The sequence below is a fragment of the Streptomyces sp. NPDC093094 genome, from assembly GCF_044754345.1.
Classification (GTDB): Bacteria; Actinomycetota; Actinomycetes; order Streptomycetales; family Streptomycetaceae; genus Streptomyces.
The window spans coordinates 464749-487629 of record NZ_JBIVOX010000003.1 but is presented as its reverse complement, the minus strand read 5'-3'; the positions used below and the strand labels follow the sequence as shown (position 1 = coordinate 487629).

Annotated in this window: 16 protein-coding genes and 1 pseudogene; 12 read left to right on the top strand and 5 right to left on the bottom strand. The window is 74.4% G+C overall.

Annotated features, from left to right (window positions below):
- Window positions 1-116: 116 nt before the first annotated feature.
- Window positions 117-395, top strand: coding sequence for a WhiB family transcriptional regulator (locus tag ACIQGV_RS08220; RefSeq protein ID WP_402492189.1), 279 nt, complete (start codon window positions 117-119; stop codon window positions 393-395).
- Window positions 396-465: 70 nt separating this feature from the next.
- Window positions 466-819, top strand: a pseudogene (locus tag ACIQGV_RS08215) (DUF488 domain-containing protein).
- An 11-nt stretch (window positions 820-830) separates the two neighbouring features.
- Here the strand turns inward: ACIQGV_RS08215 and ACIQGV_RS08210 are convergent.
- Both ACIQGV_RS08210 and ACIQGV_RS08205 read right to left on the bottom strand, forming a co-directional pair.
- Window positions 831-2504, bottom strand: a complete 1674-nt coding sequence (locus ACIQGV_RS08210; RefSeq protein WP_402492186.1) for an FAD-binding dehydrogenase — start codon at window positions 2502-2504, stop codon at window positions 831-833.
- A 16-nt stretch (window positions 2505-2520) separates the two neighbouring features.
- Window positions 2521-3150 carry a TetR/AcrR family transcriptional regulator gene (locus tag ACIQGV_RS08205; protein WP_402492183.1) on the bottom strand — a complete coding sequence of 210 codons (630 nt, stop codon included), beginning with the start codon at window positions 3148-3150 and terminating at the stop codon, window positions 2521-2523.
- Between the two features lie 470 nt (window positions 3151-3620).
- On the opposite strand from ACIQGV_RS08205, the gene ACIQGV_RS08200 reads away from it, so the two are divergent.
- Together ACIQGV_RS08200 and ACIQGV_RS08195 are read left to right on the top strand one after the other, a co-directional pair.
- Window positions 3621-4397, top strand: coding sequence for an MBL fold metallo-hydrolase (locus tag ACIQGV_RS08200; RefSeq protein WP_402492180.1), 777 nt, complete (start codon window positions 3621-3623; stop codon window positions 4395-4397).
- Window positions 4398-4440: 43 nt separating this feature from the next.
- The gene (locus ACIQGV_RS08195; RefSeq protein WP_402492177.1) at window positions 4441-5676 is read left to right on the top strand and encodes a DUF4032 domain-containing protein; all 1236 of its coding nucleotides are present in this window, start codon (window positions 4441-4443) and stop codon (window positions 5674-5676) included.
- A 22-nt stretch (window positions 5677-5698) separates the two neighbouring features.
- Here the strand turns inward: ACIQGV_RS08195 and ACIQGV_RS08190 are convergent, their stop codons facing one another.
- Entirely contained in the window at window positions 5699-6568 is an 870-nt protein-coding gene (locus ACIQGV_RS08190) for a universal stress protein (protein ID WP_402492175.1), read from the bottom strand.
- Between the two features lie 428 nt (window positions 6569-6996).
- Between ACIQGV_RS08190 and ACIQGV_RS08185 the strand changes: the two genes are divergently transcribed.
- The 4 genes from ACIQGV_RS08185 to ACIQGV_RS08170 all read left to right on the top strand — a co-directional run bounded on the left by ACIQGV_RS08185 (window position 6997) and on the right by ACIQGV_RS08170 (window position 13549).
- Window positions 6997-8673: an FAD-dependent oxidoreductase gene (locus ACIQGV_RS08185; RefSeq protein WP_402492172.1), complete on the top strand. Its 1677-nt coding sequence runs from the start codon at window positions 6997-6999 to the stop codon at window positions 8671-8673.
- Window positions 8670-10166, top strand: coding sequence for an ATP-binding protein (locus ACIQGV_RS08180; protein WP_402492170.1), 1497 nt, complete (start codon window positions 8670-8672; stop codon window positions 10164-10166). Before ACIQGV_RS08185 ends, ACIQGV_RS08180 begins: the two co-directional genes overlap by 4 nt.
- On the top strand, window positions 10156-10506 hold the full coding sequence (locus ACIQGV_RS08175; RefSeq protein ID WP_402492168.1) for a UBP-type zinc finger domain-containing protein: 351 nt from the start codon (window positions 10156-10158) through the stop codon (window positions 10504-10506). The genes ACIQGV_RS08180 and ACIQGV_RS08175 overlap by 11 nt, the downstream gene beginning before the upstream one ends.
- A gap of 76 nt (window positions 10507-10582) precedes the next feature.
- The gene (locus ACIQGV_RS08170; protein ID WP_402492166.1) at window positions 10583-13549 is read left to right on the top strand and encodes a helix-turn-helix transcriptional regulator; all 2967 of its coding nucleotides are present in this window, start codon (window positions 10583-10585) and stop codon (window positions 13547-13549) included.
- A 132-nt stretch (window positions 13550-13681) separates the two neighbouring features.
- Here the strand turns inward: ACIQGV_RS08170 and ACIQGV_RS08165 are convergent, their stop codons facing one another.
- Window positions 13682-15436: a M4 family metallopeptidase gene (locus ACIQGV_RS08165; protein ID WP_402492163.1), complete on the bottom strand. Its 1755-nt coding sequence runs from the start codon at window positions 15434-15436 to the stop codon at window positions 13682-13684.
- 198 nt (window positions 15437-15634) lie between these two features.
- On the opposite strand from ACIQGV_RS08165, the gene ACIQGV_RS08160 reads away from it, so the two are divergent.
- The 4 genes from ACIQGV_RS08160 (at window position 15635) to ACIQGV_RS08145 (ending at window position 21338) form a co-directional block, all read left to right on the top strand.
- Window positions 15635-16864 carry a serine hydrolase domain-containing protein gene (locus ACIQGV_RS08160; protein ID WP_402492161.1) on the top strand — a complete coding sequence of 410 codons (1230 nt, stop codon included), beginning with the start codon at window positions 15635-15637 and terminating at the stop codon, window positions 16862-16864.
- 449 nt (window positions 16865-17313) lie between these two features.
- Window positions 17314-18639, top strand: a complete 1326-nt coding sequence (locus tag ACIQGV_RS08155) for a CAP domain-containing protein (RefSeq protein ID WP_402492159.1) — start codon at window positions 17314-17316, stop codon at window positions 18637-18639.
- A gap of 32 nt (window positions 18640-18671) precedes the next feature.
- Entirely contained in the window at window positions 18672-19646 is a 975-nt protein-coding gene (locus tag ACIQGV_RS08150) for a threonine/serine dehydratase (protein WP_402492155.1), read from the top strand.
- Between the two features lie 90 nt (window positions 19647-19736).
- Complete coding sequence (locus tag ACIQGV_RS08145) at window positions 19737-21338, top strand: serine/threonine protein kinase (protein WP_402492152.1); 1602 nt, start codon at window positions 19737-19739, stop codon at window positions 21336-21338.
- Here ACIQGV_RS08145 and ACIQGV_RS08140 read toward each other — a convergent pair.
- The gene (locus ACIQGV_RS08140; protein WP_402492149.1) at window positions 21316-22770 is read right to left on the bottom strand and encodes a serine hydrolase domain-containing protein; all 1455 of its coding nucleotides are present in this window, start codon (window positions 22768-22770) and stop codon (window positions 21316-21318) included. The genes ACIQGV_RS08145 and ACIQGV_RS08140 overlap by 23 nt on opposite strands.
- Window positions 22771-22881 lie beyond the last annotated feature (111 nt).

Below are 22881 nucleotides of genomic sequence, written 5' to 3'. Positions count from 1 at the left end.
CTCACCCCGGCGGTCCGGGGCGGGCACCCGGAATCCCGGTTTCGCTCCCCGCCGGCAGGTGACCCGTGTGCGGACAACCGGACTCGGGAGGGCATGGAGGAATGGGAGTGACACCGATGGACGCATGGCGGGACCGGGCCGAGTGCCGCCACGAGGATCCCGACCTGTTCTTCCCCATCGGCACATCGGGCCCCGCGTCGATGCAGACGCTGACGGCCAAGGCGGTGTGCGAGCGCTGCCCCGTGCAGGAGGAGTGCCTGCGGTACGCGCTGGACACGGGGCAGAGCATCGGGGTGTGGGGCGGCACCGGCGAGAACGAGCGGCGCCTGATGCTGCGGCGGGCCCGGTCCGCCCGCGGCCGGGAGGCGGAGCGGCGCACCCGGTCGGCCGAGTGAGCCGGTCCGGCCGCGGCAGGGTCACGCTCCGAGGGCCGGACGACCGGACGACGGCCGAGGAGGGCCCCGCGTGAGCATCCGTGTACGTCGTGTCTACGACGCCCCGGAGCCGGACGACGGTCTGCGTGTCCTGGCCGACCGGCTCTGGCCGCGCGGACTGTCCAAGGACGCGGCCCGGGTGGACGAGTGGCCCGAGGGGCTCACCCCGTCGACCAGGCTGCGCCGCCGGTACCACGCGGGCGAGGGCTCGTACGAGGAGTTCGCCCGGCGCTACGAGGCGGAGCCGGCGTCGCCCGGGGCGGCCGAACTTCTGGACGGCGTAAGCTAGTCGGCCGGCCGGGGCACGGTGACGCTGCTGACGGCGTCGAAGGAGCCGGAGCGCAGCCACGCAGCGGTGCCGGCCCGGCTCCTCGAAGAGGGCTGACCCCGTCCGGCTCAGCCCGCCTGACGGGCCGCCGCCCGCCCGGCCGCGCGCCCCGAGAAGAGGCAGCCGCCGAGGAACGTGCCCTCCAGCGCGTTGTAGCCGTGGACGCCGCCGCCGCCGAACCCGGCGACCTCTCCGGCGGCGTACAGGCCCTCGACGGGTTGTCCGCCCGCGTCGAGGGCGCGGGAGTCGAGGTCGGTCTGGATGCCGCCGAGCGTCTTGCGGGTGAGGATGTGCAGCTTGACGCCGATCAGCGGGCCCGCCTGCGGATCGAGGATCCGGTGCGGGGTCGCGACGCGGCCCAGACGGTCGCCGATGTAGCGGCGGGCGTTGCGGATGCCCTGGACCTGGGCGTCCTTGGCGTAGGGGTTGGCGAGCTGGCGGTCGCGGGCCTCGATCTGGCCGCGCAGCGTGCCGGCGTCGAGGAGCGCCTTGTCCGTGAGGGCGTTCATCTTGTCGACGAGCTGTTCCAGGGTGTCGGCCACGACGAAGTCCGCGCCGTTGCGCAGGAACGCCTGCACCGGGGCGGGGGCACCCTTGCCCAGGAGGCGGTCGCGCAGGACCGCCCCCCGGTCCTTGGCGGTGATGTCGGGGTTCTGCTCGGAGCCGGAGAGCGCGAACTCCTTCTCGACGATCTTCCGGGTGAGGACGAACCACGAGTGGTCGTACCCGGCGATGTCCTCGGTGGTGCGCAGGTGCCTGAGCGTGCCGAGGGTGTCGTAACCGGGCAGGCAGGGGTCGGGCAGACGGCGGCCGAGGGCGTCGAACCACATCGAGGACGGGCCGGGCAGGATGCGGATGCCGTGGCCGGGCCAGACCGGGTCCCAGTTCTGCAGGCCCTCGGTGTAGTGCCACATGCGGTCGCGGTTGACCAGGCGGACACCCGCCTCGGCGCTGATGTCGAGCATGCGGCCGTCGACGTAGGCGGGAACGCCGGTGACCATCCGGGCGGGCGGGGTGCCGAGCCGCTCGGGCCAGTGCCGGCGGACGATGTCGTGGTCGGCGCCGATGCCGCCGGAGGTGACGATCACGGCCTGGGCGGTCAGCTCGAACGCGCCGGCCGTCTCGCGGCTGGAGGCGACGCCGCGCGGTGCGTCGTCGGGGGCGAGGAGCATGCCGCGCACCCCGCGGGCGGTGCCGCCCTCGATCACCAGCTCGTCCACGCGGTGGCGGTGGTGGAAGGTGAGCAGCCCGTCGCGCGCGGCCTGCTGCGCGTACGCGGCGAACGGCTCGACGACCCCGGTGCCGGTGCCCCAGGCGATGTGGAAGCGGGGCACCGAGTTGCCGTGCCCGTCGGCGCGCAGGTCGCCGCGCTCGGCCCAGCCGACGGTCGGCAGCAGCTTGATGCCGTGGCCGTCGAGCCAGGAGCGCTTCTCGCCGGCCGCCCACTCGACGTAGGCGCGCGCCCAGCGCACCCCCCAGGAGTCCTCGTCGTCGACACGGTCGAACTGCGCGCTGCCCTGCCAGTCGCTCCAGGCCAGGTCGAAGGAGTCCTTGATCTTCAGGCGCCGCTGTTCCGGGGAGTCGACGAGGAACAGCCCGCCGAGGGACCAGAATGCCTGGCCGCCGAGGTTGGCGGCGTTCTCCTGGTCGACCAGGGCGACCCGCCTGCCCCGGCTGGTGAGTTCGTGCGCCGCGACCAGTCCGGCGAGGCCGGCTCCGACGACGATGACGTCCGCGTCCATGGCGAGCGTTCCTTCCTCAGTGGGCGTTGCCGCTGCCGTCCGTCAGCAGCGCGGTGAGCAGTTGCCTGAGCCAGGCGCGGGCGCCGTCGACGTCCTTGTCCAGCAGCAGTTGGGTGGTGACGCCGTCGTACGCGGCGACCACGGCGTGGGCGGCGGAGTCCGCGTCGCCCAGGGCGGCGGGCAGTTCGGTGTGGCCGCGCGCGCGGGCGAGCCGGTCGGCGACGGTCCGCCGCAGCGTGGCGCGGTGCTCCAGCAGGGTCTGCGCGACGGCCGGGTCGCGCGCGGCGTGGACCAGGAAGTCCGTCTTGACCAGCAGCCAGTCCACGTCCAGCAGCAGCACCTCGGTGACCCGGTCCACCGACTGCACGACGTCCAGATCCGGGCCGTCCTGGGCGAGCGCCCCGGCAACCTGTGCGGCGATCAGCTCGGCGCGCTGCCGGTAGAGGGCGAAGAACAGCTCGTCCAGGGTGGAGAAGTTGGAGTAGAAGGCACCGCGGCTGTAGCCGGCGGCCTCGCAGACCTCCTCGATCGAGACCCGTCCGAAGCCCTTCGCCGCGAACACGGCGAACGCGGCGTCGAGCAGGTTCGCCCGGGTGCGCGCCCGGCGCTTGGTCACACGCCCGGTGGTCGTCGGCTCCGTCGCCATGGTCCGCCCTTCGTCGGATACAGGAATGTATTCGATACACCGGTGTATCGAAAGACCCCGGCGGGGCTGCCTTCGGACGGTGCGCGTCTCCGCGCGGGAGGCACGCCGGGGACCCGGGTGAGCCGTCCGCGGCGGGCGGGCTCCGCCACCGCGACGGCCTCCGCGACGGCCTCCGCGGCGTCGCCCGGCACGGCGTCGCCCGGCACGGCGGCCCGGTCGTGACGGGCGGTTCCTGCCGACGGGCGGTTCCTGCCGACAGGCCGGGAAGCACAGCGGGCCGGGAATCCCTGCGGACCGGGCACCGCACGCGCCGCGGGGCCGCACGCCGCGAGGCCGCGCGCCGCCGGACCGCGCGCCGCCGGGCGGTCCTGCCCGCGCGGTGCGCGCCGGGGCGGCGTCCCCCTCCCGCGGGCCCGGGGCGGTCTGCTTTGCTGTCCCCCGCGGACCCAACTCACCGACCCGGGACGGACATGCGCGCAGACGTACGGCAGGTCGCCGACGACACCTACCTGGTGCACGGCAGCAACACCAACTGGGTGATCCTCAAGGAGGGCGACGCCGTCACCCTCGTCGACACCGGGTACCCGGGCGACCGGGAGCGGCTGCTGGACTCGCTGGCACAGGTGGGCAGCGCCCCTGAGGCGGTCGCCGCCGTGCTGGTCACCCACGCCCACAACGACCACCTGGGCTCCGCCGAGCACCTGCGCGCCGCCCACGGCACGCCGGTGTACCTGCACGAGGCCGAAGTCCCCCACGCGCGACGGGATTTCCTGCACCAGGTGACGGTGGGGACGGTCCTGGCGAACGGCTGGCGCCCGGGCGTGCTGCCCTGGGCGGTGCACGCGCTGCGCGTCGGCGGCACCGCCCATGTGCCGGTCGCCGCCCCCGAGGCGTTCCCGGCGGACGGCCCGCTGGACCTGCCGGGCCGGCCCGTGCCGGTGCACACGCCCGGGCACACCCTCGGGCACACCGTCTTCCATGTGCCGGACCGCGGCGCGGTGCTCGGCGGGGACGCCCTGGTGACCGGTCACGCCACCTCGCGTCCGGAGGGCCCGCAGCTGCTGCCCGACATGTTCCACCACGAGCGCGCCCGGGCGGTGGCCTCCCTGGAGACCGTCGCGGGCCTGGAGGGCGACCTGCTGCTGCCGGGCCACGGCCCCGCCCACCACGGCTCGGTCCGAAAGGCCGCGGACCGGGCCCGCGAACGCGCGGCCCGACCCCCGGCGAGGGGCCGTTCCAGCAGGTGAACAGGCCGTGCCGACGCGGGAACACGGCGTCTAGGGTCGGGCCATGGCTTTGCACATCAGCGCCACCAACCCGGAACACCCGGCCCTGCTCCTCGAACTGCCCTGGCACATCCCGCTGGAGGACTGGCCCGAGGAGTACCTCGTGCCGCTGCCGCGCGGCATCTCCCGCCACGTGGTGCGCTACGCGCGCGCGGGCGAGGAGGTGATCGCGGTCAAGGAGCTCGCCGAGCGGCCCGCCCTGCGCGAGTACGAGCTGCTGCGCGACCTGGACCGGCTGGGCATCCCCACGGTGGACGCGCTCGGGGTGGTCACCGGGCGCACCGACACCTCCGGCGAGCCGCTGGAGCCGGTGCTGATCACACGGCACCTGGGCGGTTCGATGCCGTACCGCTCGATGTTCGAGACGACGATGCGCCCGGCGACCATGCACCGTCTGATGGACGCCCTCGCCGTCCTGCTGGTCCGGCTGCATCTGTCCGGCTTCGCGTGGGGCGACTGCTCGCTGTCCAACACGCTGTTCCGCCGGGACGCGGGCGCGTACGCCGCCTATCTGGTCGACGCCGAGACCGGTGAGCTGCACGCCCGGCTCAGCCCCGGCCAGCGGGACTACGACCTCGACCTCGCGCGCGTCAACATCAGCGGCGAGCTGCTGGACCTGGAGGCGTCGGGCGCGCTGCACCCCTCGGTCGACCCCATCGAGTTCGGCACGGAGATCTGCGCCCGCTACGGCGAGCTGTGGAAGGAGCTGACCCGGGTCTCGGTCTACCCGGCGGGCAAGTACCACTACATAGAGCGCCGGATCCGCCGCCTGAACGACCTCGGCTTCGACGTGGCCGAGATGCAGATCGACCACTCCTCCAACGGCGACACGGTCACCTTCGTGCCCAAGGTCGTCGACGCCGGCCACCATCAGCGCCAGCTGCTGCGGCTGACCGGGCTGGACACCGAGGAGAACCAGGCCCGGCGGCTGCTGAACGACCTGGAGAGCTGGATGGCGACCCAGGACGACTACGCGCCGGGCGATCCGCTCGCGGCCCGCCCGGAGGTGCTCGCCCACCGCTGGGTGCGCCAGGTGTTCCGGCCGACCGTGCGGGCCGTGCCGCTCGCGCTGCGCGGCGCCATGGACCCGGCGGAGATCTACCACCAGCTCCTGGAGCACCGCTGGTTCCTGTCCGAGCGCGCCCAGCAGGACATCGGGATCGACACGGCGGTGCGGGACTACGTCGAGAACGTCCTGCCCCGTGCGAGGGAGACCCTGGAGACCCCCTCGCACGAGTGAGGCACGGACGGCACGGGCGGGATCAGGCCGGCGGGACCACCGCGACCGGGCAGCCCGCGTGATGCAGCACCCCGTGGGCGACCGAGCCGATCCGGGCGCCGACGGCGGTACGGCGGGCGCGGCGTCCGACGACCATCAGCTGGGCCCGCCCGGCCACCGACAGCAGCACCTGTCCGGCGCTGCCCATCTCCACGTGCTCGACGACATGCACGTCCGGGAACCGCTCGCGCCACGGCCGCAGGGCCTCGGCCAGCGCCTTCTGCTCGAACGGCTCGGGGCCCCCGGCGTCGTCCAGCAGCTTCATGGAGCCGGGGCTGTAGGCGAACACCGGAGGCAGCGTCCAGGCCCGTACCGCCCGCACGGTCGCCCCGCGGGCCGCCGCCGTCCCGAAGGCGAAGCCCAGCGCGGCCGCGCTGTCCTCGGGGGTGCCCTGCTGGCCCACGACGATCTCGTGTCCCGCGACCTCGTCGGACGCCCGGTCCCCGGCGCGCACCAGCACCACGGGGCAGGTGGTCCCGGCGATCACCTGCTGGCCCACCGAGCCGAGCAGGAAACCCACCACGGCGGCGTGCCCGCGCGAGCCGAGCACCAGCGTCCCGGCCTCCGCGGCCGCGGCCACCAGCGTGTCGACGACCGGGCCCTCGACGGCGTCCGCGGTCACCTCCAGGCCGGGATGCCGTTCGGCGGCCCTGCCCGCGGCCGCGGCCACCGCCTCAGCGGCCCAGCGGGCCTGGGTGTCACGGTCCCCGTCGAGCGCCTCGTGCGTCTCGTGCTCCCACGCCTGCACGACCCGCAGCGGCCTGTCCCGCCGTACGGCCTCCCGGGCCGCCCAGGCGAGAGCCGCGAGGCTCTCCTCCGATCCGTCGACGCCTGCCGTGATCGGCCCCGTCATCCCGGCCGCCTCCCTCTGTCCCGTGGATCTTTACGGCCCCAGTCTTCCCTACGGGCGGGAGCGGCCCCCGGGGAGGAGTCCGGGATCGGGCCGACCTCAGGAAGTCCCACCGGATCGTGCCCCCGGCCCGCGGGGCGGGGCCGGACCGTCGGGAACCGGCCTCACCTGGACTTCCCGCCCCGGCGGCCACAGCGCCGAGGTGGCCTGCCCGCTCGCGGCGGGCGCCGGGCGCGGGCAGGTGGGGCAGGGTGACCGGATGAGGGTGGTGGGGGCGGACCCGGAGGACGCCGGTCTCCGCGTCCCGGGCGTCCCGCGGGGCCGGCCGGCCGCCTCGCACCCGAGCGAACCGGGGCGATCGAACCTACGATGGATGCGGCGCGGCGGCGGGCGACCGTGCCGCAGGTACGAGCCCTCGGGGTGGGAGACGCATGGCAGAAGTCGCCGAGGCGGCGCGCACCGTCATCATGACCGTGGACGACGATCCGGGAGTCTCCCGTGCCGTCGCCCGAGACCTCAGACGCCGCTACGGGGCGTCGTACCGGATCGTGCGCGCGGAGTCCGGTGAATCGGCGCTGGAGGCGCTCAAGGAGCTGAAGCTGCGCGGTGATCTGGTGGCGGTGATCCTCGCCGACTACCGGATGCCGCAGATGAACGGCATCGAGTTCCTGGAGCAGGCCCTGGACGTGTATCCGGGCGCCCGCAGGGTGCTGCTGACGGCGTACGCCGACACCGACGCGGCCATCGACGCCATCAACGTCGTCGACCTGGACCACTACCTCCTCAAGCCCTGGGACCCGCCCGAGGAGAAGCTCTACCCGGTCCTCGACGACCTGCTGGAGGCATGGCGCACCAGCGACTTCAGGCCGGTGCCCAGCACCAAGGTCGTCGGGCACCGCTTCTCCGCGCGCTCCTCGGAGGTCCGCGAGTTCCTGGCCCGCAACCAGGTGCCCTACCGCTGGTACTCCGCGGACGAGCCCGAGGGACAGCGGCTGCTGGCCGCCGCCGGCGAGGACGGGCAGCGGCTGCCGCTCGTCGTCACCGCCGACGGCACGCCCCTGGTGGAGCCCGAGGCGCCCGAGCTGGCCGCGCACGTGGGCCTGGCGACCACACCGGCCTCCGAGTTCTACGACCTCGTGGTGATCGGCGGCGGTCCCGCCGGGCTCGGCGCGGCCGTGTACGGCGCCTCCGAGGGGCTGCGCACGGTGCTCGTGGAGCGGTCGGCGACCGGCGGGCAGGCCGGGCAGAGCTCGCGCATCGAGAACTACCTCGGCTTCCCCGACGGCGTCTCCGGCTCGCAGCTCACCGACCGGGCCCGGCGGCAGGCGACGAAGTTCGGCGCGGAGATCCTCACCGCACGCGAGGTGACCGGCCTGGAGATCAACGGCGCGGCCCGGATCGTACGGTTCTCCGACGGCTCGGCCGTCGCCGCGCACAGCGTGATCCTCGCGACCGGGGTGTCGTACCGGCAGCTCGCGGCGCCCGGCGCGAGCGAACTGACCGGCTGCGGCGTGTTCTACGGCTCGGCGCTCACCGAGGCGCCCTCCTGCCAGGACCACGACGTGTACATCGTGGGCGGCGCCAACTCGGCCGGGCAGGCGGCCATGTACCTGTCCAGGGGCGCGAAGTCGGTCACGCTGCTGGTGCGCGGGCCGGACCTGTCCGCGTCCATGTCGCACTATCTGATCCAGCAGATCGCCGAGGCGCCCAACATCAACGTGCGCGCCGCCACGGTCGTGGACGCCGCCCACGGCGACGAGCGGCTGGAGCAGCTCACCCTGCGCGACGCCGTCACCGGCGAGACCGAAGTGGTCGACGCGCAGTGGATGTTCGTGTTCATCGGGGCCGCCCCGCTGACGGACTGGCTGGAGGGCACGGTGCTGCGCGACGAGCGCGGTTTCATCCTGACCGGGCCCGACCTGTCGGCCGACGGGCGGCCGCCGGCCGGCTGGGAACTGGACCGGCCGCCGTACCATCTGGAGAGCAGTGTGCCCGGCGTGTTCGTCGCGGGCGACGCACGGGCGGAGTCGGCCAAGCGCGTCGCGTCCGCCGTCGGAGAGGGAGCCATGGCCGTCATGCTCGTCCACCGCTATCTGGAGCAGTCATGAGCGGGCAGCGGATGCCTTGCAGTCCCAAGGAGATCGGTTCGCTCTTCCTGTTCGAGAAGCTCACCGCGGAGCAGCTGGGCCGGCTGTGCGCCGAGGGACGGGTGGAGCTCTTCGAGCCCGGCCCCGTCTACGCGGAGGGCGAACCGGCGACCTGCTTCTTCGTGCTGATAGAGGGCGAGGTCGTGCTGTCCCGCCGGGTCGGCGGCGACGACATCGAGGTCGTCCGCAGCTCGCACCCGGGGTCGTACACGGGCGCCATGCAGGCGTACATAGGCGACCGGGTGAAGCAGGTGTACAACAACTCGATGCGGGTGACGCAGCCGTCGCGGTTCTTCGTGCTGCCGGCGGACGTCTTCGCGAGCGTCATGCGGGAGTGGTTCCCCATGGCGGTGCATCTGCTGGAGGGCGTGTTCTTCGGGTCCAAGAACAGCCAGCGGCTGATAGGGCAGCGCGAACGGCTGCTGGCGCTGGGCTCGTTGTCGGCGGGGCTCACCCACGAGCTGAACAACCCGGCCGCGGCGGCCGTCCGGGCGACGGCGACGCTGCGCGAGCGGGTCGCCAAGATGCGGCACAAGCTCGCCGTCATCTCCTCCGGCCCCTACCCGCCCGAGCAGATCGCGTCCCTGATCGAGATCCAGGAACGCACCACCGAACTCGTCGCCAAGGCACCCTCGTTGAGCCCGCTGGAGGCATCCGACCGCGAGGACGAGATCTCCGACTGGCTCGACGACCACGACATCGCGGACGGCTGGAAGCTCGCGCCCACCTTCGTGCAGGCGGGCCTCGGCGTGGACTGGCTCGACCAGGTCGCCGCGTCGGTGGACGAGGAGGTCCTCCCGGCGGCCGTCGGCTGGCTCAACTACACGGTCGAGACCGAGCTGCTGATGGACGAGATCGAGGACTCCACGACCCGCATCTCCAGCCTGGTCAACGCGGCCAAGCAGTACTCGCAGCTGGACCGCGCCCCGTACCAGAACGCCGATGTGCACGAACTCCTCGACAGCACGCTGATGATGCTGGCCGGCAAGATCGGGCCGGAGATCAAGGTCGTCAAGGACTACGACCGTTCGCTGCCGAGGATCCCCTCCTACCCGGCCGAGCTGAACCAGGTGTGGACCAACCTGATCGACAACGCGGTCGGCGCGATGCGGAGCGCCGGCGCGGAGGGCACGCTGACCGTGCGGACGGCGCTGGAGGGCGACCAGGCGCTGGTCGAGTTCCGGGACACCGGCCCCGGCGTCCCGGCGGAGATCCGCAACCGGATCTTCGATCCCTTCTTCACCACCAAGCCGGTCGGCGAGGGCACCGGTCTCGGTCTGGACATCTCCTGGCGGATCGTGGTCAACAAGCACCACGGCAGCCTCCAGGTCGACTCCGAGCCGGGCGACACCCGCTTCCAGGTCCTGCTGCCGCTGACCGCCACGGAGGGCGAGGCCGCCCCCGTGGACATCGAGGACACCGAGACACCCGAGGAGCCGGCGCATGTCAGTTGAGTCCGCGATCGACCCCGCCGTGCCGCCCAGCGGCGCCGGCTGCGTGGAGTGCGACGCGGCCGGCGGGTGGTGGTTCCATCTGCGGCGGTGCGCCCTGTGCGGGCACGTGGGCTGCTGCGACGACTCCCCCTCCAAGCACGCCACCGCGCACTACCGGGAGACCGGGCACCGGGTGATCCAGAGCTACGAGCCCGGTGAGGACTGGTTCTGGGACTTCGCCACCGGCGAGCTCTACGCCTCCGGGCCCGATCTGGCCCCGCCGGTCAGCCATCCGGCCGACCAGACCGTCCCGGGCCCCGCGGACCGCGTCCCGCGGAACTGGGCCGACATCCTGCGCTGACGCGCCACCCGGCTGCGGCTGCGCGGACGTCCTGGGCGGGCCGTGGGTTGTCGGTGGCGCGTGCCAGGATGGAGGTGTGTCGAACAGCGCATTCACCGTCACTCCCCTGGTCGGCCGGGAGGAGGAACTCGCCCGGCTGGCAGGGGTGCTGGAACGTGCCCGTGGCGGTGAGGCGCGCGCGGTGCTGGTGGCCGGTGACGCCGGCGTCGGCAAGACGCGGCTGCTGGACGAGGCGTCGGCACGGGCCGCACGCGAGGGCCTGACGGTCCTGACGGGTCACTGCGTCGACCTCGGTGACGTGGGCCTGCCGTATCTGCCGTTCACCGAGGTGCTGGGCGCCCTGGCCGGCGACGAGCGGTTCGCGCCGGCCGTCGCCGCGCGTCCCGCGGTCGGACGGCTGCTGGGCGGCGGCGCCGACAGCGCACCGGACACGGGCGGACGGCTGCGGCTGTTCGAGGACGTGGCGGGGCTGCTGGCCGACGTGGCGGAGACAGCCCCGCTGCTGCTCGTCCTGGAGGATCTGCACTGGGCCGACCAGTCGTCCCGCGACCTGCTGCGGTTCCTGCTCAGCAGGGGCCTCCTCCAGCGCCCTGCGGGCGGCGTGCCGGGCAGCCGCCTCGCGGTGCTGGCGTCGTACCGCGCGGACGACCTGCACCGCAGGCATCCGCTGCGTCCCCTGCTGGCGGAGCTGGTGCGGCTGCCGTCCGTCGAGCGGCTGGAGCTGCGCCCGATGGACGACGCCGAGGTGACCCGGCTGGTGCGGGTGCTCCAGGACGACCAGCAGCGCGCCCTGCCGGAGATCACGGTCCGCCGGATCGTCGAGCGCGCCGAGGGCAACGCCTTCTACGCCCAGGAGCTCCTCGCGGCGACGGACCCGGGCGCGGGCGGGGTGCCCGACGCGCTGGCCGATGTCCTGCTCATCCGTTTCGAGCAGGTCTCCGACACCGCGCAGCAGGTGCTGCGCACGGCCGCCGTCGCCGGCCGCCGGGTGGGTCACGAGCTGCTGCGGGAGGCGGCCGCCCTGCCCGAGGAAGCGCTGGAGACGGCCCTGCGCGAGGCCGTGGAACGCCGGCTGCTGGTCTCCGCCGACGGCGACACCTACTCCTTCCGGCACGCCCTGGCGCGCGAGGCGGTCTACGCGGATCTGCTGCCGGGCGAACGGGCGCGGCTGCACGGGGCGTTCGCGCGGCTGCTGGCCGGCCGCGGCCCGGCCGCCGAGACGGCCGCGGAGCGGGCCCACCACTACCGGGAGAGCCACGACCTGCCGGAGGCGCTCGCCGCCTCCCTGGAGGCCGCCGACCACGCCCAGCGGCTGGGCGCGCCCGCGGAGGAGCTGCGCCACCTGGAGACCGCCCTGGACCTGTGGGCGTCCGTACCGCCCCCGGCGCGGCCCGACCGCGGGACGGGCGACCGGGTCACGCTCACGCTGCGCGCCTCGGCGGCGGCCGCGCACGCCGGGGACTCCCATCGCGCGGTCTCCCTCACCAGGGCCGCGCTGGCGGGCGTCGGACAGGACACCGACTCCGAACTGGCCGCGCGGGTCCGCTACACCCTCGCGGGCAATCTGCTCGGCGTCGACCGTCTCGCGGCCGCCTACACCTACAGCAGCGAGGCGCTCGCGCTGATCCCGGCCGATCCCCCGTCGCCGACCTGGGTGTGGGCGGCGGCCACCCATGTGCTGGCCGCCCGGCAGGTCGGGGAGGCCGAGACCGCCCTGCGGGTGGCGCATCAGGCGCTCAAGGCCGCCGAGGACCTCGGTCTCACCGACGCGCGGGCCGATCTGCTGGTCTCGCTCGCCTACTTCGACGGCCGCCGCACCCCGGCGGGCCGCCTGCGGCTGGAGCAGGCCCGGGACCTGGCGCGCGGTTCGGGCAACGCGCCGGTGGAGCTGCGCGCCCTGTTCCACCTCGCCATCGGCGCGTTCGAGGCGGGCACGCTGGAGGAGTGCCTGCCCTGGCTGGCCGAGGGGCTGGACCGGGCCCGGTCGGCCGGGCTGCTGTCGTCGCCGTACCCGCTGGAGATGCGCTATCTGCGGCTGCTGGCGCTGTACATGCTGGGCCGCTGGGACGAGTGTGTGCGGGCCTCGGAGCAGGACGCGGAGGTGCTGCCGCCGGCGGGCGCGTTCACGGTGGGGCCCGCGCTGTACGTACGGCTCGCGCGCGGCGACGAGAGCGCCGTGGAGCGGGCCGAGGAACTGCTGCGGGGGCCGTTCGACTGGATGGCGGCGCTGGTGGCCGGCACCGTGCTGACCGAGGCGGCCGCGCGAAGCGGTGACGCGCAGGGGGCCGTGGCGCGGATGCGGGCCGCTGTGGAGGCCCTCACCGACGACTCGGGGCTGCCTCCCGACGCCACCGTCCGGCTGGCCGCGCTGGCGCTGTCCGCGGTCGCCGACACGGCCGTGGCCTGCCGCGCGGGCGGCGACGAGGCGGAGGCCCGGCGCTGGGCGGACACCGCGGACGAACTGGTCGGGCTGGCGCGGGCCTCCGCGCGGAAAGGGGTGAACGGCAGACCGCAGGGGCCGGAGGGCATGGCCTGGCTGGCGCGCGCCGAGGCGGAGCGCGTGCGGGCGGTGCGCGGTCCGGACGCGGCGGCCTGGGAGGCGGCCGTCGCCGCGTTCGACTTCGGGGACCGGTACGAACGGGCGCGCTGCCGGCTGCGGTTCGCCGAGGCGCTGCTGGTGGCGGAGCGCCGCGAGGAGGCGGCCGTCGAGGCGCGCGCGGCCCGTGAGGCGGCCGTCCGGCTGGGCGCCGCCGATCTGCTGGAGCAGGTCGACGCCCTCCGGCGGCGGGGCCGCCTCGGCGAACCGGCGCCGTCCTCCGGCGGCTTTGTGCGGCTGACGGCCCGCGAGGAGGATGTGCTGCGTCTGCTCGCCCTGGGCCGCAGCAACCGCCAGATCGGCGAGGAGCTCTTCATCACCGGCAAGACCGCGAGCGTCCATGTCTCCCACATCCTCGCCAAGCTGAGCGCCGCGAGCCGCACGGAGGCGGTGGCGATCGCCTACCGGGAGGGCCTGATCGACCGGGAGCACACGGCCTCGGGCTGACGGGCGTCCCGGAGGCTTCGGCCGGGTGTCCGGCGCGTTCGCGGCGCAGGACGCGCCACGGCCCTCCGGCCGGGTGCTCCGGAGGGCCGTGGTCCGGGTCCGGGGACGTCCCCGGACCCGGTCGGTCCGTCGTCAGTGCCTGGCGGCAGGGGTGTTGGCGACCCTGACGTTCACGGCGGCCCAGGCGCGGCTGACCGTCTTGTACTCGACGCTGGTCGCGCCGTACATGTCCTTGGCCGCCTTCAGCGTCGCGATGCGCGCGTCGTGGAAGTCGGTCGTGGAGACCATGTAGCGGGTCAGGGCCCGGTAGAAGATCGCGAGGGCCTTGGCGCGGCCGATGCCCTTGACGGGCTGGCCGTCGTAGGTCGGCGAGTTGTACGTGACGCTGCCGATGGTCTTGCGGCCGCTGCCCTCGGCGAGCAGGTAGAACGCGTGCGAGGAGACACCGGAGCCGGCGTGCACCTCGGTGCTGTAGAGGGCCGGCGACCAGTAGTCGACGGCCTGCTCCAGCACGTCCAGGGACGGCTTGTCGAGCCGGCGCAGGAACTTCTGCGACAGGCCGAGCTTCTCGCCGATGAGGTAGTTCGGCGGGTTCTTGGCGTTCTTCGTCTGGAACTCGACGCCGGAGCCGAAGATGTCGGCGAGGGACTCGTTGAGGGAGCCGGGCTCGCCGTACTGGGTGCCTTCCCCGTCCACGTAGGTCGGTTCGAGCCGGGCGGTGGCGTCGACGACGCCGTGGCTCAGCTCGTGGCCGGTGACGTCGAGGACGACGAGGGGCTTCTTGAACCATTCGCCGTCGCCGTCACCGTAGAGCATGCAGGCGCAGTACGGGTCCCAGAAGGCGTTGCCGACCTTGTTGCCGAAGTGGACGATCGCGCGGGCGCCCCGGGAGTCGTTGCGGATGCCCTTGCGGTTGAACCGCTCCCGGTAGAAGTCCAGGGTCTCGGCGACGCCGTACTGGGCGTCGGCCGCGGCGCTGGCCCGGTTGGAGACGGCTCCGTTGCCCCAGACGTTGTTGCTGGTGACGAACTGCTTGGCCTGCCCGAACGCGGTCGGCTCCAGACCCCGGGCGTCGCGGGTCTCGGTGTTCCAGCGCTTGGGATCCTTGAGGAGGTACCTCGTGCGGGCCGTCTGCGTGGTGGAGAGCTTGATCTGTCCGGCGAACAGCGTCTTGCCGGTGCCGACGACGGGAGCCGGGTAGGCGGCCGCCGCGCCCGCGCCGGTCAGACCGGACCGGGGTGAGGCGCTCGCGACGCCGGTGACGGGGTCGATCCGCTCGCCGCGCTCGCGCAGGGTCTCCACGAGCTTCGGCGAGAGGAACTCGTCGGCGTCGGGGGTGTTGCTGCGAATCTCGCCGGTGACGGCGTCGACGACGACCGTGCTGCGGCCGGTGCCCTCGGCGATGTCGCTGCCGGTGACCGGGACGCGGTAGGCGAGGATCGCGTCGCCGTCGCGGGCGTCCACGACCAGCTCGGCGGTGCCCGCGGTGCCGTCCGCGGCCGCGGCGGCCTTGGTGCGGGCCTCGGCGGCGGTGAGCCGGGCGGTGCCGGCCGGGCGGACGGCGTGATCGGCGGCGCGGGTCACGCCCGCGTAGGCCAGCTTGTCCGTGAGGTGGACGACGAGGTCGCCGCCGAGGACGGGCATGCCGTCGTGGGTGCGGACGAACCGGACGTGGCGGGCGCCCTCCGGGTCGGTCAGCACGTCCTGCGGCCGCAGTTCGTCGCCGCGGGCGACACCGGTCGCGCTCGCGTGGGCGAAGGCGGCGGCCCGGGCCGCGTCGACGACCGAGGGCGGGGTGCTCTCGGCGAATGCCGTGCCGGAAATGCCTGTGGCGGCCGAGGTCACGGCGACGGCGACCGCCAGGCCGCGTATGAGGGGTCTGTGCACTGTGGTGGCTTCCTTGGTGCCGGGGCGGTCGCACGCACCACGAGGGCAGGTTCGGCCGCCAACTGTGTGTCGTCTGTGGAGATGTGACGGGATGCGAGAAAGTTGCCCCGCCTGGATGTGACCGATCTCGCACACAAACCCCCCAACCCGTGCGCAGACATGACCAAAGCCCCAGGCAGGAGCAGGGAGCGGAGCCGGATGGTGAAGAAAACGGTGAGCAGGAGCGCCGTGCTCGGCGCGGTGGTGCTGTCCTTCCTGGCGGTGCCGGCCCCCGCCACGGCGGCGTCGCACGGACCTGCGGCGGCCGCACCGGCCGCGCCCGACATCGCGGGGCTGCGGAGCGTGCTGAGTACGGCGCGGCGGCAGGGCGCACCCGGCGCGATGGCGCGCATCGACGATCACGGGACCGTGCACCGGGTGGCCTCCGGTGTCGCCGACCGCGGCACCGGGCGGGCCCTCGCGACGACCGACCGGTTCCGTATCGGCAGCGTCACCAAGGTCTTCTCCGCCGTGGTGCTGCTCCAGCTCGTCGACGAGGGCAGGCTGAAGCTGGACACGCCCGTGAACCGCCATCTGCCCGGGCTGCTGCCCGACGACGCCGTCACGGTGCGGCACGTGCTGAGCCACCGCAGCGGACTGTACGACTACACCGACGAGATGTTCGCCCGGACCGTGCCGGGCTTCGAGGCCGTCCGCAACAAGGTGTTCACCTACCGTCAGCTGGTGGACCGGTCGCTGCGGCACGCGCGCACGGGCAGGGCGGGCGGCGCGTACGCCTACTCCAACACCAACTTCGTCGTCGCGGGGATGCTGATCGAGAAGCTCACCGGCCAGGACGTGGGCACCGCGTACCGCACCCGGATCATCGAGCCGCTGAACCTGCGTGACACGTCCTACGTCCACCCGGCGACGGCCCTGCCGGGCACGTACGCGCGCGGGTACCTGACGCCCGACGAGGCGGGTGCGCGGCTCGTCGACGCCACCCGGCAGACGGCGTCGTGGGCGCAGAGCGCGGGCGCGCTGGTCTCCACGGCCAAGGACCTGAACGTCTTCACCTCGGCGCTGCTGCGCGGCGAGCTCACCTCGTCCACGGCACTGCGGCAGATGACCAGGTGGACGACGGTGAACAGCACCCAGGCGTACGGGCTCGGGCTGCGCCGCCGCGACCTGTCGTGCGGGGTGTCGGTGTACGGGCACACGGGCGCCGTCCAGGGCTACTACACGTACGCGTTCACCTCGAAGGACGGCAGGCGGAGTCTTGCCGCGCTGGCCAACACCTCCAACAACGCAACGGTGCTGAGCACGATGCTGGGCACGCTGGAGTCGGCGTTCTGCGGGAAGAGCGCGGCCCGGCGCGCCGCCGGACCGGCCGGGCGTCACGAGGACGTCGCCGGGCAGGGGCGGCGGGGACCCGTCGACGAGGGTTAGGACCTGTCCGACCATGCGCGTCGTCGCCCGAAGGGCGGCCGCGCGCCGTCGGGTGCGTGCTCTCGGCGTGCCGGCTCCAGGCCCTCGTACCCGGACGTACTCGGGTCCGGGGCCGGTGCGGCGAGAGTGCGTGCACGGCGTCGCGCGGCAGACGGGAACGGTCGGACAGGCCCTGGGGCCCTTCTGACGGATCTCCGTGGGAGCGGGAGCGGCCTTCGGTGCGTGCGGCCGGCGTGCGGTGCGGAGGGTCGTGCGGCGGAGTCGCCCGGCCCTTCGCGCCGTGCGGCCGGGGGCACCTCCCACGCCCTTGAGGCAGTGGGGGGGTGCGTGCCGGGCGTCGCGGGGCCGGGCAGGGGCGGCGGGAACCCGGGACGGGGGCACGGACGTTGTCCGGTTCGAGAGCCACGGCCGGGCGGCTGCGCCGCCGGCCACGACAGCAGGGCGGCACGATGCAGGAGCTGGTTTCCGGGGGCAATCTGCCCCTGCCGTCCGGCACGCTGACCGTGCGGGTGCCGGGACCTTTCGACCTCTGCGCGCTGATCACGGACGAGAGCGGCAAGGTCCGCGGCGACGCCGACTTCGTGTTCTTCAACCAGCCTGCGGCGCAGGGCGCCCGGTTCGACGGTGACACCCTCACCGTCGAACCGGGCGCCCTGCGCCCCGGCGCCACCCGGGTCACGGTCGCCGTCGGCGCCGCCGAGCCCGGCACTCCGCTGGGCCGTCTGCCCTCCCCCGCCCTCCGGGTCACCGGCCCGGACGGCCGCGTCCTCGCGCGCTTCGCCCCTCCCCGCCCGGGCGAGGAGACCGTCCTGCTGCTCGCCGAGATCTACCGCCGCGGCGAGAGCTGGAAGCTCCGTGCGCTGGGCCAGGGCTACCGGGACGGCCTGGCGGGACTGGCCCGGGACTTCGGCGTGGAGGTCGTGGACGACGGGACGGAACCGGCCGGGGACGCCGACGGCCCGTCGCGGCCCTCGGACACGGCGGGCCCCGATGTACCCGCCGCCGACGCGCTCTGGCTCGCGCCGGCCAACTCCGCCCGTGCGCGGGCCGGCGTGCCGCCCGTGGTGCACGAGGCCCGGCTCGCCGCCGCCGCGCAGGCGCACGCCGTCGCGATGGCCGCCGCGGGACGGCTCGGGGTCGAGGGGCGGGACGGCGTCTCGGTCTACCAGCGGCTGACCCGCACCGGGTACGCGTACACGAGCGTCGGCGAACATCTGGTGTCGGGGCCGCGCACCGCGGAGGAGTTCCTCGCCTACTGCCTGCGCACCGAGGGGGCCCGGCAGACCCTGCTGGACAGCGCGTTCACCCAGGCCGGTCTCGGCCGGGCGGGCGGCCCCGGGGACGAGACGTACTGGACGGCGCTGTGGGCCCGTCCGCTCACGCCGGGCGACGCGGCCCGCACGGAGGCGGAGGTGGTCTCCCTGACCAACGGCGAGCGCGCGGCCGCCGGGCTGCCGCCGCTCGCGCCGGACCCGGCGCTGACGAGAGCCGCGCGGGCGCACAGCGCGGACATGGTGGCCCGTGACTTCTACGCGCACACCGCGCCGGACGGCAGCAGACCCTGGGACCGGGCCGCCGCGGCCGGGTCCGCCCACCGGTCCGTCGGCGAGAACATCGCCTGCGGCCAGCGCTCCGCGGCCGAGGTGGTCACGGGCTGGATGAACAGCCCGGGGCACCGCGCGAACATCCTCAAGCCCGGCTTCACCCACATGGGCATCGGCTTCGCGGGCGGAGGCCGGGCGGGCACGTACTGGACACAGCTCTTCGGTGCCTGACCCGAGGGGGCACCGCGTGGAAAGGTGAGGTCTTGATCAGCATCACGGACATCGAAGCCGCGGCAGCGCGCATCGCCGGGCACATCGTCCGCACCCCGACCGTGCCGAGCCCGGGGCTGAGCGCGCTGCTGGGCGTGCCGGTCACGGCGAAGCTGGAGCTGCTCCAGCACACGGGGTCGTTCAAGGTCCGGGGGGCGACGGCGAAGCTGCTGTCGCTCGGGGAGGCCGAGCGGGCCGCCGGTGTGGTGGCGGTCAGCGGCGGCAACCACGGCATCGCGTTCGCGGTGACGGCCGCGGCCTTCGACGTGAAGGCCACGCTGGTCATGCCGCGTTCGGCACCGGTCCGTGCGGTCCGGATCGCCGAGTCGGCCGGGGCGTCGGTGCGGCTGACCGACACCATGGACGAGGCGTTCGCGCTGACGGAGCGGCTGCGGGACGAAGGGCTGACGCTGGTGCACCCCTTCGACGACCCGCTGGTCGTCGCCGGCCAGGGCACCGTGGGGCTGGAGCTGGCGGAGGACGCCGGGGAGCTGACCGACGTGCTGGTCAGCATCGGCGGCGGCGGGCTGATCGCCGGGGTCGCGGCCGCCGTGAAGGCCCGCCGTCCCGAGGTCCGGGTGTGGGGGGTGGAGACCGAGGGTGCCGAGGCGATGTCCGCGGCACTGGCGGCGGGCGGCCCGGTGCCGGTGCCGCTGTCGTCGATCGTGAGCACCCTGAGCGCGCCGTCGGTGAGCCGGTCGGCCTACGAGCATGTGGCGTCCCTGGTCGAGGAGGTGCTGGTGGTCCCCGACCGGGAGGCCGTACGGGGCTGTCTGGAGCTCGCCGAGCACGCGAAGGTGTGGACCGAGCCGGCCGCGGGCTGTCTGCTGCCGGCGGCACGCCGGGTGCTGGAGCGGGTCGGCGACGGCGCCCGGCTCGGCCTGGTGGTGTGCGGGGGCAACGCGTCGGCCGCCGACATGGCCGCCTGGACCGCGCGCTTCGGCCTGGCGCAGGACGACATTTCCTGACGTCGGGTCAGCGTTGCCGGGAGGGTTGAACGCACGGCCCGTCACGCGCCGTACCTCTGGGAAACCGACAGCCCGGGGTTCAGCGAGGGAATGAGCATGGTCGAGCCGCATGTCTCCGCCGAGGAGTTGATCGCCGGCAGATACCGGCCCCTGGACGTCGTGCACCGGGAGACCAATCGTGTCGGCTGGTACGGCGAGGACGTGGAGACGGGCCGTGCGTGTCTGCTCACACGGGTGGGACTGCCCGAGGGCGGTCTGGACGAGCGCGACGCCCGGCGGGCGGTGAGCCGGGTGCTGCGCGCGGCGGAGACCATGCGCACCCTGTGCCCGGGCCGGGTCCCGGCGGTCCTGGACGCCGTGACCCAGTCGGGTGCCCTGTGGACCGTCACGGAGTGGGTGGGCGGCACGCCGCTCGGGGAACTCCTGGCCCGGCGGGGCGCGTTCAACTACGTACGGGCGGCGCGGACCGGCCTGGAGCTGCTGGACGTGCTGGACGCGGCGCACGCGGCGGGCATCACGCACGGTGAACTGAGCCCCGGCCAGGTGTTCGTGCCGGAGCGGGGTCCGGCCGTGGTGGGCGGGTTCGGTCTGGCGGGCGCGACGCTGGCGCCCCGGCTCACGGCCCCGTCGTACGCCTCGCCGGAGCAGGCGCGGGACGAGCGGATCGGTCCGGCGGCGGATCTGTGGGCGCTGGGCGCGATCCTCTACACGATGGTCGAGGGCCGTCCGCCGTTCCGGGAGCGCGAACGGGCGGAGGCCACGCTGAAGGGCGTGGACCGGCTGCCGCTGCGCTCCCCGGTGCGGGCCGGACCGCTGTCCCGGGCGGTGCAGGGGCTGCTGCGCAAGGAGTCCCGCGACCGGCTGTCGCGGTCGGTGGTCCGCGAGGCGCTGACCCGGGTGGTGCAGGAGGATCCGGCCGCGGCGCCGGCCGCGGTGCCGCGGCCCCGGCTGCGGCAGGCGTACGCGGCGGTCTGCCATGCGGGGGCGGGCCGGGGCGGACGCATGCTCGCCGTGGGGACGGCCCTGGCGGTCGTCACGGTGGCCGTCGCGGTGCTCGCCGCGACCGGCGGGCTGTCCGGCGGCACGTCCGGCCCGGCCGGAGCGGCCGGAGCGGCGTCGGGCGGCGAGACCCCGCGCACCTCGGCGCCGGCCGGAGCACCCCCGGCGACGGCTCCGCCGGCCGCGCCGCCCGAGCCCACACCCTCCCCGTCGGACTCCACGGCGCTGCCCGACGGCTTCCGGACGTACAGCTCCCCCGAGGGCTTCTCGGTGGCCCTGCCCGGTGGCTGGCGTCCGCTGCGCACGACCCGGACGGCCGGTCTGGCCTATCGCGTCGTCCTCGGTGCCTCCGGTGATCCGCGCACGCTCGCCGTGACCTACAGCGAGCGGGTCGGCCCCGACCCGGTCGCCGTGTGGCGGGACGTGGAGCCGGGACTGCGGGCGGCGGGCGACTACCGTCGGCTCGGGGCGATCCGGGCGCGGACGTACCAGGGCCGGCAGGCGGCGGACATGCAGTGGTTCAGCAAGGAGGGCGGCACCTCGCTGCGCACCTTCGGCCGCGGTTTCCTCATCGGCGGCGGCCGCGGCTACTCGCTGCGCTGGACGACCCCGGCGGCGGACTGGTCCAGCGCCGAGAACCTCGCGGCGCTGGACGCGTTCCTGCTGACCTTCAGGCAGTCGCCGCAGGGGTGACCGGCGCCCGCATCCGTCCCAGCGGGGGGCGGTGCAGCGGGGCGGGGCGCCAGCGCGCGGTGAAGGTGCGTCCGGGGAGCGAGCAGGTCAGCACCAGCCGGTGCGGTGTCTCCAGGAACAGGGTCTCCACGACGAGCGTGCCGGAATCCGTCCAGCCGCCGCCGACGGCGACGGGCAGCGGCTCCTCGGAGACGGTCCAGCCGCCCGCGCCCAGGCGCAGGGGGATCCGGTGCCCGTTCTCGGTGAGGGTCACCGTCCAGCCGTCCGGTCCCGGGGCGACGTCGACGCCGGTCAGCCCGGGCTGGTCGGCGCAGGCGCCGCCGCTCGGGGCGAAGGGGGCCGCGGCCCACTTTCCGGCGTGCTCCGGCGGGGCGGCCTTCCCGGTCGCGGGCGGCAGGGCCAGCCCGTCGAGCCGGTCCCTCAGCCTGGCGTCGGCGTCCCGCGGGCCGGGCAGCGGGGCGGGGCGGAAGGCGGGCAGCAGGTGTTCCCACACGAGGTCCAGCAGGGTCTGCATCTGCTCGGTGGCCGCGGTGGTCACCACCACGGCGTCCTGCTCGGGCAGCACGAGGCAGAACTGGCCGAAGGCCCCGTCGCCCCGGTAGCCGTGCCGGGAGCGCCAGAACTGGATGCCGTAGCCCTGGTCCCAGTCCGGGGCGTCGGCGAAGCCCATGCCGCCCGCGGTCGGCACGTGCGCGCGGGTCGCCTCGGCGGCCCATCCCTCCGGGAGCAGGCGCCGTCCCTGCCAGACTCCGTCGCGCAGATACAGCTCGCCCAGCCGGGCGACGGCGTCGGTGGTCAGGTGCAGTCCGCTGAAGCCGAGCTCGCGGCCGGTGCCGTCGCGCAGCCAGGCCGCGTCGGCGATGCCGAGCGGTTCGAACAGGCGGGTGCGCAGATACCGGCTGAGCGGCTGCCCGGTGGTCTTCTGGACGATGGCGCCGAGGGTGTAGGTGGTGGGCTGGTTGTAGGCGAAGACGGTGCCGGGGTCGCGCGGCGGCGGCTGGAGCAGGAAGCCGCGGACCGGTTCCGCGGGGTCGGTGCCGTATGCCTCGTCGACCGTCTCGGCGAGATGGCCGCTGGACATGGTCGCCACGTGCCGGACCAGCATGGCGCGGCTGCGCGGATCGGTGATGTCGGCGTCGAACTCCGGGAAGTGGGAGATCACCGGGTCGTCCAGGCCGAACAGTCCGTCGCCGATCGCGAGCGCGGCGGCGGTACCGGTGAAGCTCTTGCTGAGCGAGTACAGCAGATGGCGGCGCCCGGCCGTGTACGGCGCCCACCAGCCGGCGGCGACGACCCGGCCGTGCCGCAGGATCATGATGCTGTGCATCTCGATGTCGGGCTCGGCGTCGAGGGCGTCGAGGAGGGCGAGGACGCCGGTGGAGTCGACTCCCTGGGCGGCCGGGGTGCTGGAGGGCAGGGGGCGCGCGGTCATGGGGCCATCCTGTCCCGGCTCCGCCCCGGAGATCGAGAGCTCTTTCGGGACGTCCGCCGCGGCCGGGAACGCCGGAGAGCGGCCGACAGGCCCCTATAGGCTTTCTGTCTG